We start from the raw sequence: 12,667 nt of genomic DNA, 5'->3' as shown, positions 1-12,667 counted from the left end.
CTGGGTCTCCATGCCGCCCAGCCACCGCCCGCCCGAGGCCCAGCTCGACCTCCTGGTCGCCAGCCGGGGCCGCTCGGACCGACTCACCCATACGGAGCATCTCCCCGCGCGCCAGGGACGCCACGCCCCTTGGCCCGAATCGATCCGTCCCGAGATTCGTGCCGCCGCGCTGGACCTCGGCATCCGCCGGCCCTGGACCCACCAGGTCGAGGCGATGAATTTGGCCAAAGCAGGCCAAACTGTGGTGATCGCCACAGGAACCGCCTCAGGCAAGTCGCTCGGATATCTGGCGCCCGTGCTCAGCGAGCTGCTGACCGGCACCGAGGCGCCCAACGGCCGCGGCTCGACCGCCCTCTACCTGGCCCCGACCAAGGCGCTCGCCGCCGACCAGCGCCGCCGGGCCACCGAGCTGGCTCCCGAGCGGGTGCGCGCCGCGCTGTACGACGGCGACACCCCGCCGCAGGAGCGCGAGTGGGTCCGCCAGTACGCCTCCTATGTGCTGACCAACCCGGACATGCTGCACCGGAGCATCCTGCCCGCGCACCCGCGCTGGTCCTCCTTCCTCAAGACGCTGCGCTATGTGGTGGTGGACGAGTGCCACAGCTACCGCGGCGTCTTCGGCTCCCATGTCGCCCAGGTACTGCGCCGACTGCGCCGGGTCTGCCGGCGCTACGGCGCCGACCCGGCGTTCCTGCTGGCCTCCGCGACCACGGCCGACCCGGCGGCGACCGCCGAACGCCTCACCGGCCTACCCGCCCACGCGGTGACCGAGGACGCCTCACCGCGCGGCCAGATGGTCTTCGCCCTCTGGGAGCCCCCGCTGACCGAGCACGTCGGCGAGCAGGGCGCGCCGGTGCGGCGGACCGCCACCGCCGAGGCCGCCTACCTGCTCACCGACCTGGTGACGGCCGGCACCCGCACGGTGGCGTTCGTCCGCTCCCGCCGCGCCGCGGAGTTGGTCGCGCTGCAGGCCCAGGACAACCTGGAGCCGCAGCTGGCCAACCGGGTGGCCGCCTACCGCGGCGGCTACCTGCCCGAGGAACGCCGGGCGCTGGAGCGCGATCTGTACTCGGGGCGGCTGCTCGGCCTGGCCTCCACCTCCGCTCTGGAACTCGGCATCGACGTGTCCGGCCTGGACGCCGTCCTGCTGGCCGGCTACCCAGGCACCCGGGCCTCGCTCTGGCAGCAGGCCGGGCGGGCCGGCCGCGAGGCCCAGGGCGCGCTGGCCGTCCTGATCGCCCGTGACGACCCGCTGGACACCTACCTGGTCCACCACCCCGAAGCCCTGTTCGCCCGGCCGGTCGAGGCCACCGTTCTGGACCCGGACAACCCGCACGTCCTGGCCCCCCACCTGTGCGCCGCCGCCGCCGAACTGCCCCTCACCGACGCGGACGTCGAACTGTTCGGCCCAAACGCCGCCGCACTGCTGCCGGTACTGGAACGGCGAGGGCTGCTGCGTCGCCGGGCGGACGGCGCCTGGTACTGGACCAGACGGGAACGCGCGGCCGATGCCGTCGATCTGCGGGGCACCGGCGGGGCACCGGTGCAGATCGTCGAGGAGTCCACCGGGCGGCTGCTGGGCACCGTGGACGCCGATGCCGCGCACACCACCGTGCACACCGGCGCCGTCCACCTCCACCAGGGCCGCAGCTACCTGGTGCGCGAGCTGGACCTGGAGCACTCGGTCGCCCTGGTCTCCGCTGCCAACCCCTCCTACACCACCGCCGCCCGGGACATCACCTCCATCTCCGTCATGTCCACCGAGCAGACCGTGGCGTGGGGCGAGGGCACCCTGAACTTCGGCTCGGTCGAGGTGGTCAACCAGGTGGTGGGCTACCTGCGCAAGCGCATCGCCACCGGTGAGGTACTCGGCGAGACCAAACTCGACCTGCCGCCCAGGACCCTGCGCACCAGGGCGGTCTGGTGGACCGTCACTGAGGACCAGCTGCTGGACGCGGTGATCCCGTTCGACCAGTTGCCCGGTGCCGCGCACGCCGCCGAGCACGCCTCGATCGGCCTGCTGCCGCTGTTCGCCACCTGCGACCGGTGGGACATCGGCGGCGTCTCGGTTCCGCTGCACCCGGACACTCTGCTGCCCACGGTCTTCGTCTACGACGGCCATCCGGGCGGCGCCGGCTTCGCCGAGCACGGCTTCCGCCACGCGGCGCGCTGGCTGACCGCGACCCGGGACGCCATCCGAGCCTGCGAGTGCGCCCGAGGCTGCCCGTCCTGCGTGCAGTCGCCCAAGTGCGGCAACGGGAACGATCCGCTGGACAAGGCCGGCGCGGTCCGCCTGCTCAGTGCACTGCTCGCCGGTGCGCCGGCGGACGATGCCGAGAGCACGTAGCGGGCCGGGGGCGGCGCGGAGGCAGGAGCGGGCGTGGAGGCGGGCGGGAGTGTGGAGGCAGGGGAGAGCCCGGGGGTGGGAGGGACTGCCGAGCCAGGGGGTACGGAGGCCGGCGACGGTTCCGCCGGTTAGCCGGCCCGCCCGGGCACACGGACGGTCCGCCGAGCGCGGGTCGCCGAGCCGGACGGGGTCGGTGACCGGGCAGGGGCTGACGGCCGGCTCGGACGGCAGCCGACCGATAGGACTCCGTGGCCCATTCCGGTCAGCAGGCCGCAGATCCGCCGCTTCGAGAGTCGGCAGATCGGGCAGGCCCGCCCCATCCGTCCAGCCGAGCGACCAGACCGGACCCGCCCGGGCCCGTGCGCTAGCCGGCCCAACGGGCAAGCGGATGCCGCCCACGGGTGCGCTGACCTCGACCTCGACGCTGTCGTCCGCGCGGTTCACCGTGCAGGAGACCAGTGCGGTCCGCTGCGCCGTCGCCAGACTCGCCGCCCGGGCGCAGCCACCGTCGGCATCCACCAGCAGATGGCCGGCGGCGGCTAGTGCGGCCAGGTCGGCGGCCGACTCGGCACGGTGGCGGGCGGCAAGCACCGCACCGAGGGAGAGGGCGAGCCCGCAGACCGCCAGCCCCGCCACCACGAGCCCGACGAGCCAAATGCTGGCCGACCCCCGGTCGCGTTCCGACCCCGGAAGCGCCGTGTTCTCCCTCGCCAGGTCAGACCCGGTCATGGCGCAGCCACTCCCTTCCCGTTGTCGTCTCGCCGACCGTCGCCTCGCTGACCGTCTCACTGGCTGCTACGGCCACCGCTGAGACCTTCAGCGGTGAGGCCAGCCGGCCGATCCCGGGGCACTGGGCCTCCACCAGCACGCGGACCGTGTCCGAGGACTCGACCACCTCCACCGCCGCTCCTGGTGGGGCCACCTTGCGGGCCTGGTCCGCAGGGTCCGCGTCGCCCCGAGCCGCGGCCCGGGCCGCCACCCTCGCCGCATCGATGCACCTCAGTTGGGCGGCGGCCACCAGAACTCCCCAGACCAGCAGCAGCATCAGCGCGATCAGCGCCGGCAGCAGCACGGCCGTCTCCGCCGTGACGTAGCCGCCGTCGCGGACGCGGCCCGCGGCCCCGAGCCGGCGGCGGAGCAGGCCGGGGCCACCGCCGTCAGAGCGCATGAAGGGCTCGATTCACCAACTCGGTCAGCGCGTCACTCACCGCACCACCGGTGATCACCTTGTAGAGCACCCCGGCGAACGCACACGCGGTGACGGTGCCGATGGCGTACTCGGCCGTCGACATGCCGGCGTCCGGCAACGCGGCCCAGCGGTCGCGGGAGCGCTCACAGATCCGGCGCAGCCCCTGACCCACCGAGTCTCTGACGCGAGCGAACGGGTGCGACCGCGGACCGGGCGGGGCTGCGGATCGCCCGGGCGACGAGGAGGCCCGCTGGGCCGGCAGTGCGACCCGGCACCTCGGCAGCGCGGCCGAGCGGTCATGGGACGGCAGCGGGGAGAAGGTCGCCACCGGCGCCGACTCATCGGTTGTACGGCTCATGGAAGGCACTCCGATCCGTGAACTGGATGTCTGATTGACAGCTGTGATGCTTCGTCAGATCTGCGAGGCGATGGAGGACACCAGGCCCACCATCACCGGGACGATGCCGATCAGGACGAAAGCCGGAAGGAAGCAGAGGCCCAACGGCACGGTGGCCAGCACTCCCGCCCGTTTGACCCGGGCGTGCGCAGCCCGCTGGGCAGCGGCGCGTTGCGAGGTGGCAAGTCCCTGGAGCGGCAGGGCTGGTGGCGATCCGCTGAGCGTGGTCCTGATCAGGCAGCGGGCCAATGACCCCAGTGGCGCACTGTCCTGGCCGAACCGCTCCCAGCAGGCCGTTGGTGGAGCTCCAAGCGCAAGCTCCGCGGCCACGGCGGACAGCCGGCTCCGCATCGGCTCGCGGACGGTTCGCGCCACCGCCTCCGCCGCCTGCGCCGGTGATGCGGTCGAACCCAAGCAGGCCGCCAACAGATCGGCGGTCAGTGGCAGTTGTGCCAGCAGCAGACCGTCCTCGCGGGCCTGCCGCTGGGCGAGGGTGGGGCTCGGTGACGGCAGCCGGCGGCGCAGCAGCACCGCAGTCACCACCCCGGCGGGCAGGCCGAGCAGCCCCGGAACGATCCAGGCCACCACCGCGCCGGCGAGCACGGAGACCGCGACCACCGGGTCGAGCCGCTTGCCGGTTCGCCAAGCGATCAAGCACTTGCTCACCCGACCGTGGCGGGCCGAGGCCACCGGCACTCCCACCCGAACTGCCCGGCGACGAGCGGCCCGGCGCCCGAGCCAACGCCGGATCACCACCGCCGTAGCCACGATCAGCTCGGCGAGCGTCACCCCGACCGTCAACCCCACCAGCCACATGGGAGGCGCGGTGGCGGCGCCCGAGTGTGGGCCGAGGTAGGCACTCATCACACCGCCTCCGCCCTGCCGCCGATGCCCCTGGCAACCGGCTGCCCTCCCGGTCCTGTCCCGATACCGGCGCCACGGCGCTCCCCGGCGCGGCCGGGACTGCCGGGTCGGCGCGATCGCCGCCGGCCGCCCCGCAGCAGCAAGCGGCGGCCCGGCTGGGCGGGTTGGAGAGGCTCAGGCCGGTGGTCCGACTCGGGACGGTCGGCGGAGCCTGTGGTGCCGCCGGCCTGAACCCCGAGATCGGCCATCGCCTGGCGCACGATCCGCCCGGTCCACATCAGGCCTGCGGTCTCCAGCAGCACTCCGACCACCAGGCATCCCACACCGAGCGGAGTGCGCAGCAGGATCCGCAACGGTCCGGCCCCCAGCGCCGTCCCCAGGGCCAATCCGAAGGCGGGCAGCGCCGCCAGCACGATGGCCGTGGTGCGCGGCCCCGCCAACTCGCTGCCGATCTCCTCGCGGAGCGCCCGGTCCGCCCGGAGCGCCTCGGCCACCTGATCCAGGGCGACCGCCAGACCGCTCCCGCTGTCCGCGGTCACCTGCCAGCACGCCGCGATCGCGTTGGCGCCGCCACCGCCGGGCAGGGTGGCGAGCCAGCGCAGCGCAGCAGGCACATCGGCCCCGTAGCGAGCCGCCGCCAGCCGGGCCGCCGCCTCCGGGCCGAGCCGGTGCAACACGTCGCCGGACTGTGCGGCCACGGCATCGAGCGCCTGCTCGGGCGTCGCCCCGCTGCGGAGTTCGGCGGCCAAGGCCGCACACAGCTCGATCACCGCCGCGGTTCGCTCCCGCGCCAACCGGTCAGCCCGGTGCCGCAGCCGCCACCGGCGGCAAGGGAGGACCAACAGCGCCGCTCCGACCAGCGGCACCACCGAGTCCAACTGCCAACCGGCAAGCGCTCCGCACGGCAGCAGGACGAGCTCCGGCGCCAACCCTCGCGGCAACGGCCAGGGCTCGCCCTGGGGCCACCGTCCGAACAGACCGGCCAGACGGCCCGGCAGGCGCCCGGCCCATCGCGCCGCCGGCAGCTCGGCCACGGGCTGCGCCAGCACTGCCGCGGTTCGCCGCAACCGCCGGGCGCGCCGGTCGAGCCGGGCCCGCCCGAGGCCGGCGGCCGCCACGAGCAGGCCGATCGACACCAGCGGCAGCAGACGCCCGTTCATCGGTTCCCCCAACGGGTCATCACGCCGCGGGCGGCACAGAGCCGCACCAGGCGGTCCCAGCCGGGCCCGCAGCTGACCAGGCCGTCCGACCTGAAGATCACGGCGGGTGCGGTGACCGCCAGGCCGGACGCGTTGCGGTCCAGGGTGTGCAGCTCGGCCACCCGGCGCCGACCGCTGCGGTGGTCGCGAGTCAGATGGATCACCAGGTCGAGCCCGGCCAGTAGCTGGCTGTGCAGGGCGAGTCGCCGCAGCCCGGCCATCGACCCGAGGGCTTCGAGCCGGGCCGGGACGTCGGCCGCCGCGTTGGCGTGCACCGTGCCACAGCCGCCCTCGTGCCCGGTGTTGAGCGCGCTCAGCAGATCGAGCACCTCGGGGCCCCGCACCTCGCCCACCACCAGCCGGTCGGGCCGCATGCGCAGTGCCTGCCGGACCAAGTCCCGCGTGGTCAGCTCGCCGAGGCCCTCCTGGTTGGGCGGCCGGCCCTGCAGCCGAACCACATGCGGGTGGTCCGGCAGGAGCTCCGCGGAGTCCTCGGCGATGACGATCCGCTCGCCGTGCCCGGCCATCCCCAGCATCGCCGCGAGCAGGGTGGTCTTCCCCGAGCCGGTCCCGCCGGACACCAGGTAGGAGAGCCGGGCCCGCACGATGCCGCGCAGCAGGTCGGCGCCGGTCTGCGGGATGGCCTGGGCCGCCACCAACTCGCCCAGGGTGAACGGCCGCGGGCGACAGATCCGCAGTGAGATGTGGGTGCAGCCGGTCGCGATGGGCGGCAGCACCGCGTGCAGCCGGGTGCCGTCGGGCAGTCGGCCGTCGACCCACGGCCGGGCGTCGTCCAACCGACGACCTGCCACGGTGGCCAGTCGGTGCGCGAGGTGCCGCACCGCTTCGGCGTTCGGGAAGCGGACCGAACTCTCCCGACGCAGCCCGTCGCCGTGGTCGACCCAGATCTCATCGGGCCCGTTGACCAGGACGTCCGTCACGCCCGGGGCGCTGAGCAGTTCGTCCAGCGGACCGGCGCCGACCAGTTCCGAACGGACCGCGCGGACCGCGTCCAGCACCGAGTCGCCATCCAGCGACGGGCGGGCCGCCCGGACCGCGGCCGCGACCTCCGAGGCGGTCGGCGGTGCCCCGGCCTCGGCCAGGCGCAGCCGGACCGCGTCGAGCAGGGCGGCGGCTCGTTCCGGTACGGCACCAGGGCCGGCGGACGGGCCGGTGCCCGCGCGGCGGCGCAGTGCCGTCAGCGCGGCTCGGCCGGGCGCGTGGTCGGGCCTGGTCACCCGGCCGTGGTGCTGGGGCGGGCGGCCCGGGGGCGGTGCAGCGGCGTTCATGACGGGGTTCCTCCTTCGGTTGGTGGCAGGACTTGGCCCAGGTAGGCGGCACAGAAGCGGGCGAGCGGGCCGTGACCGCGCGCTCCGGGCGGGCGGCCGTGTTCCATGTCGGCCGCGAGGCCGGTCTCGTCGGGGATCTCGCCGGCCAGCCGCAGGCCCAGCCCCTGAGCGAGCTCGGTGCCGCCCAGCCGGACCCGTCCGGATCGCCGGACGACCGCCCGTAGATCGGACAGGCGCATCCCGGCGGCCGCCGCGGTCCGACGGGCCGCGGCCATCGCGCGCAGTTCGGCGGGCACCACCAGCAGGCCGGTGTCGGCCTGCTCCAGTGCCTGGGCGGCGGCCGGATCCGGTCGGCGTGGCAGGTCGACGACCACCAGGCCACCGCGCCGCCGGGCGGCAGCCAGAACGCCGCGCATCGCCTCGGGCGGGACCGCCGTGGTCTCGCCGCGGTCCCAGGAGAGCAGGTGAAGCCCGTGTGTCCGGGGCAGCGAGCGAGTCAGCTCCGCCCCGTTGAGCCGGCCGCGCACGGCGGCGAGATCGGGCCAGCGCAGCCCGTCGGCGGTCTCGGCGCCGAGCAGCACGTCCAATCCACCACCGAGCGGGTCGCCGTCGATGAGCGCGGTGCGATGGCCGGCTCTGGCTGCGGTGACGGCCAAGGCGCAGGCGAGGGTCGAAGCACCGGCACCGCCGCATCCGCCGAGGACGGCGACCGTCAGCGCCGGGGTGACCACGCCCTCCAGCGCGTCCGCGATCCGGTCCAGCAGCCAGGCTTGCGAGTCGGGCAGGAAGAGCACCTGCTCGGCACCGAGGTACACGCCGCGCACCCAGATGTCGCAGTCGTCGAGGTCGAGGCCGCACAGCAGCACGCCTGGTCTCCGGGTCAGGCCCGCGCACTGCTCGGCCTGGTCGTCGCCGACCAGCACCAGCGGCGCGGACTCCCAGAGCTGCGGCGGCGGCACTCCGGCGCAGACGCGAGGTTCGGTGCCAACGGCGGCACAGAGCCGCATCAGGTGCTCGGTCAGCTCCTCGTCCCCGGTGAGCACCAGCGGGGCCGCGCGGACCGGCCGGCCGGAAACGGATTCACTGGAGTGAACGATCGACGTCGACACGGCTGTCTCCCCGACGCGGATTGGTGATTTGACATCCGGTCAGCAGCGCGTCGCTGCGGCGGACTGCTGTCACCGTGCCGCGTGGATCGGATTCCGTCAGCGGGATGCCGAATCCCTGTGGATAACCCGGGGGATGTGGATATCCGGACTCACTCGGATGGCGTCGCTTCACCCTTCCGGGCACATGCCATCGGCACAATTGACGGCACTCTCAAGGCTTGTCGGAGTGCCATCAACTTGATTACTCTGAGTAGCGAATCAAGGGCCTGGCTCCCCCGGCGACCTCGCTGTGAACGCCTCCCCCAGCACCCCCGAACGCCCCCGAGGCCACAGGGTCGAGCCTGGAAAATGGCCCCGGACATGCGACGACCCCCGCCGGGGGGGAGAGCGGGGGTCGTCTATCCACGGCCCGACTCGGGGGGGAGGAGCCGGACCGGGTTAGCACGGTCGCGAACGATCCGTGACTTCCATGGTGTACCCGAGCGGCCAGAAACACAAACCAGCAGGCCCCCGAGTCCACCGAATGGCGGTCTGATCGGAACCGCCATCTATCCTCGGTTCCTGTGGACACCACCGAGAACGCCGACATCGCCCACGGTGCCGAGAACTCCGGACCGGACGCCGCACCGAATGCCGCCACAAGCGCCCGCACCACGGCACCGCCCTCGCCGGCGCCGACCGCCGCGGCCACCCCGGCCGACCATGCCGAGGGCACCCGACCGGCCCGCACCGCGGCATTTTTCGACCTCGACAAGACAATCATCGCGAAGTCGAGCGCCCTGGCCTTCAGCCGACCGTTCTACCAGGGCGGCCTGATCAACCGTCGGACCGTGCTCAAGAGCGCCTACGCGCAGTTCGTCTTCCTGGTCGGCGGCGCCGACCACGACCAGATGGAGAAGATGCGCGCGTACCTCTCGGCCATGACCAGGGGGTGGAACGTCCAGCAGGTGCGCGAGATCGTCGCCGAGACGCTGCACGGGCTGATCAACCCCCTGATCTACGAGGAGGCCGCCGCGCTGATCGCCCAGCACCACGCGGCCGGGCGCGACGTGGTGATCGTCAGCAGCTCGGGCTCGGAGGTGGTGGAGCCGATCGGCGCGCTGCTCGGCGCGGACCATGTGATCGCCACCCGGATGCAGATCGAAGACGGCTGCTACACCGGCGAGATCGAGTACTACGCCTATGCCGACAACAAGGCGGCGGCGATCCGCGAACTAGCCGCCCGCGAGGGCTACCAGCTCGCCGACTGCTACGCCTACAGCGACTCGATCACCGATCTGCCGCTGCTGGAGGCGGTCGGCCGCCCGTCTGCCGTCAACCCGGACCGCGGACTGCGCAAGGAAGCCGCGGCCCGCGACTGGCCGATCCTGTACTTCGACCGGCCGATCGAACTCCACCGCCGACTCCCGGAGTTCAAATCGCCGAGCGGGGCGACGCTGACCGCCGTGGCGATCGGTACCGCCTGTCTGACCGCCGGTCTGCTCTGGCAGCTGTCGAAGCGCCGGCGCCCCGAGGCCTGAATCACCAATGCGATGAAGTCACACATTCGGACCAAAGCAGACAAAAAGTAAAGACTTCGCCATTCGAGTTCCGTTTGCCCGGGATCCGAGATACAAAGGACTCACGGCCCGCGAGACCCGGAAGGACCCGAAGAGGTCATACCGACACCGCAGTTCAGGCCCCACGGACCGCGTACAACTTCCGAGCACCCACGTGCAGCCGACCCGCGATCGGGCCGCCGCACCAGGCGAACGGGCAGGATCCCCGCCTGATGGGCACTTCCGGTGCACGCATGGTCACCCGGAAGGACGTACCAGCGGCGACATCAGCAGTCAGGATGTCGCCGCATCCCTGTGTTCGGCCCTCGGTCCGGCCTTCTGATTCGGACTCTTCAGCCGTGCGCGGCCCCGGTCAGACCATCCCCCGCTGCATCGCCTCGCAGACGGCCGTGCTCTCTCGAACGCCCAGTCCGACGGCCCGCCCGTTGTGTGCGATCCAGGCGGCCATCCCCTGGGGCGTCCCGGACAGGTAGCCCGCCAGCGCATCGCGGTACGCGGCCGTACCGAGCTCGGCCAGGCCGACCTCGACCGGGCAGATCGCCTTCGGGTCCAGGCCGTCGGCGATCAGCACCAGCCGCTGCGCCGCCCTGGCCACCAGGCCGTTGTGGCTGCGGAACGGCCGTAGCGCGAGCAGCTCACCGTGCGCCACCGAGGCGGCCACCAGCGCCGGCGCGCCCTGCTCGGCCCCGCCCGCACCGGCGCGGGCAACCAGCAGCCGGGCCAACTGGTCGAGCCGGGCCGCCACCTCGGCCGGGGACGGCGCTTCGGACAGCCGCGCCCCACCGCCCGCCGCCGACTCGGCCGTGGCGCCCTCCCCCTCTCGGGCCGGCAGGTCCAGGGGGAACAGCTCATCCGCCGCCTCGCCGGCCTGACGCGGCCGCCCGGCCGCAGGATCGGCATCGCCGACCGCCAGCAGATGCAGGCGGGCCAGCACCTGCAGCGGAGAGGTCCGCCAGATGCTCAGCAGCTGGCCGACCTCGGCCGAGATGCGCAGCGCCGCACCGATGATCCGATCCTCGGCTCCGACACTGAAGTCGCTGCGCCGCCGCACCTCCTCCAGGGGCCAGTCGGCGCCGGCGAGGGCCGCGGAGGCGCGAGCGCCGCGCAGCGCGGCCTCGGAGGTGACTTCAGGCGCACGGCGACGCATCACCCGGTGCCCGTAGAGCCGGTCAACGGCCTTGCGGACCTCGGCGACGGACTCGGGCACCCCGGGCAGCTCGGCAAGCGGGGCCAGCGGATCAGTTCCAGTGCTCACCTACCCGAGAGTAACGACCCACCGCAAGAGTCTTCCACCGCAACCCCGGCATCACCCGTTAGAGGCAATCCGCGCCTTCCCTTGGGCGGCGGCCGCCGAGCCCGGACTACCATGAGCCCTATCGAAGACGATAACGATTACCAACAACGCGCCAGTGCGCGGTGATCGACGGAGCGAGAGCCGGGAGAGTCCAGATGAAGATCGCCTTCGTCGGCAAGGGCGGGAGCGGCAAGACCACGCTGTCCGCACTGTTCATCCGCCACCTGGCCGCGGCGGGCCGACCAGTGATCGCCGTTGACGCCGACATCAACCAGCACCTGGGCCCGGCCCTCGGGCTGACGGACGACCAGGCCGCGCGACTGCCTGCCCTGGGCGCGCACCTGCCGCAGATCAAGGAGTATCTGCGGGGCGGCAACCCCCGAATCGCCTCCGCCGACCTGATGATCAAGACCACGCCGCCCGGCGGGGGCTCCCGCCTGCTGCGGATCGTCGAGGAGAACCCGATCTACGCGGCCTGCGCCCGGCCGGTGGCACTGGACGAGGGCTCGGTCCGCCTGATGGTCACCGGCGTCTTCACCGAAGAGGACCTCGGTGTCGCCTGCTACCACTCGAAGGTCGGCGCGGTCGAGCTGCTGCTCAATCACCTGGTCGACGGGCCGGGCGAGTACCTGGTGACCGACATGACCGCCGGCTCCGACTCGTTCGCCTCCGGGCTGTTCACCCGGTTCGACCTGACCTTCCTGATCGCCGAGCCGACCCGCAAGGGCATCTCGGTCTACCGGCAGTACAAGGAGTACGCGCGGGACTTCGGCGTCGCCCTGCGCGTGGTCGGCAACAAGGTGCAGAGCGCCGACGACCTGGCCTATCTGAGGCGCGAGGTGGGGGACGACCTGCTGGCCGCATTCGGCCACTCGGACTGGGTCCGCCGCCTGGAGCAGGGCGCCGAACCGGGGCTGAGCTCCCTGGAGCCGGACAACCGGGCCGTCCTGGGCGTGCTGCGGCAGGCCACGGATGCCGCCTTCGAGGCACGTGATCCGCGCCGGTACACCGAGCAGGCCGTCCACTTCCACTTGCGCAATGCGGAGAGCTGGGGCAATGCCAAGGCCGGCGCCGATCTGGCCGCGCAGATCGACCCGGACTTCACCCTTCCCCCGGCTGCCGCCCATGTGCCCGCAGCCCTGGACGGCACGAGCCAGGCCGCCGCAGGCGTCTGACGCCTGATCACAGCCGCTGTGCAGTCAACACCGCCAAGGGGGCGGTGTCCGCACCGAACTGGCGCGGACACCGCCCCCTTGGCGTTCCAGAGCACCGCATTTCTCCAGCTCGATCACGCCCTCCGAGACCACCGGCGGTGCGCCGGGGGCGCCTAATAGGCCTCATGCGCCACCCACCCGAGTGAATGTGATCGTCAGGACTCCCGCCCTCCCACGTGCTGTGCGAAGCTTCCATTACTGATCAT

Annotated in this window: 10 protein-coding genes and 1 pseudogene; 3 read left to right on the top strand and 8 right to left on the bottom strand. The window is 72.9% G+C overall.

Annotation, left to right across the window (positions count from 1 at the left end; translation table 11 throughout):
- The first annotated feature begins 10 nt into the window (after nt 1-10).
- Nucleotides 11-2,347 (top strand): DEAD/DEAH box helicase, encoded by a 2,337-nt coding sequence (locus P3T35_RS01460; protein WP_280703966.1) that lies wholly within the window; start codon nt 11-13, stop codon nt 2,345-2,347.
- A gap of 354 nt (nt 2,348-2,701) precedes the next feature.
- On the opposite strand, the pseudogene P3T35_RS01455 reads toward P3T35_RS01460, so the two are convergent.
- The 7 genes and pseudogenes from P3T35_RS01455 to ssd form a co-directional block, all read right to left on the bottom strand.
- Nucleotides 2,702-3,076: pseudogene (locus tag P3T35_RS01455) on the bottom strand (Rv3654c family TadE-like protein); the annotation flags it as partial.
- Entirely contained in the window at nt 3,063-3,515 is a 453-nt protein-coding gene (locus P3T35_RS01450; protein WP_101380994.1) for a TadE family type IV pilus minor pilin, read from the bottom strand. The gene P3T35_RS01450 and the pseudogene P3T35_RS01455, both read right to left, overlap by 14 nt.
- Entirely contained in the window at nt 3,505-3,894 is a 390-nt protein-coding gene (locus P3T35_RS40350) for a DUF4244 domain-containing protein (RefSeq protein ID WP_348533390.1), read from the bottom strand. The genes P3T35_RS01450 and P3T35_RS40350 overlap by 11 nt, the downstream gene beginning before the upstream one ends.
- Nucleotides 3,895-3,948: 54 nt before the next feature.
- A complete protein-coding gene (locus tag P3T35_RS01440) occupies nt 3,949-4,797 on the bottom strand; it encodes a type II secretion system F family protein (protein WP_101380993.1) in 849 nt (282 codons plus the stop codon).
- Complete coding sequence (locus P3T35_RS01435; protein WP_101380992.1) at nt 4,797-5,957, bottom strand: type II secretion system F family protein; 1,161 nt, start codon at nt 5,955-5,957, stop codon at nt 4,797-4,799. Before P3T35_RS01435 ends, P3T35_RS01440 begins: the two co-directional genes overlap by 1 nt.
- Entirely contained in the window at nt 5,954-7,285 is a 1,332-nt protein-coding gene (locus tag P3T35_RS01430) for a TadA family conjugal transfer-associated ATPase (RefSeq protein WP_101380991.1), read from the bottom strand. Before P3T35_RS01430 ends, P3T35_RS01435 begins: the two co-directional genes overlap by 4 nt.
- Nucleotides 7,282-8,394, bottom strand: coding sequence for a septum site-determining protein Ssd (gene ssd / locus P3T35_RS01425; RefSeq protein ID WP_101380990.1), 1,113 nt, complete (start codon nt 8,392-8,394; stop codon nt 7,282-7,284). Before ssd ends, P3T35_RS01430 begins: the two co-directional genes overlap by 4 nt.
- A 563-nt stretch (nt 8,395-8,957) precedes the next feature.
- Here ssd and P3T35_RS01420 point away from each other — a divergent pair.
- On the top strand, nt 8,958-9,914 hold the full coding sequence (locus tag P3T35_RS01420) for an HAD-IB family hydrolase (RefSeq protein WP_280703965.1): 957 nt from the start codon (nt 8,958-8,960) through the stop codon (nt 9,912-9,914).
- Between the two features lie 391 nt (nt 9,915-10,305).
- Here the strand turns inward: P3T35_RS01420 and P3T35_RS01415 are convergent, their stop codons facing one another.
- Entirely contained in the window at nt 10,306-11,208 is a 903-nt protein-coding gene (locus tag P3T35_RS01415) for a Fic family protein (protein WP_101380989.1), read from the bottom strand.
- 194 nt (nt 11,209-11,402) lie between these two features.
- Here P3T35_RS01415 and P3T35_RS01410 point away from each other — a divergent pair, with 194 nt between their 5' ends.
- Nucleotides 11,403-12,422, top strand: a complete 1,020-nt coding sequence (locus P3T35_RS01410) for an ATP-binding protein (protein ID WP_101380988.1) — start codon at nt 11,403-11,405, stop codon at nt 12,420-12,422.
- Nucleotides 12,423-12,667 lie beyond the last annotated feature (245 nt).

This window comes from Kitasatospora sp. GP30 (assembly GCF_029892145.1).
GTDB lineage: Bacteria > Actinomycetota > Actinomycetes > Streptomycetales > Streptomycetaceae > Kitasatospora > Kitasatospora acidiphila.
Note: the sequence above shows the minus strand (reverse complement) of the source record. Positions and strands in the feature narration are given on the sequence as shown.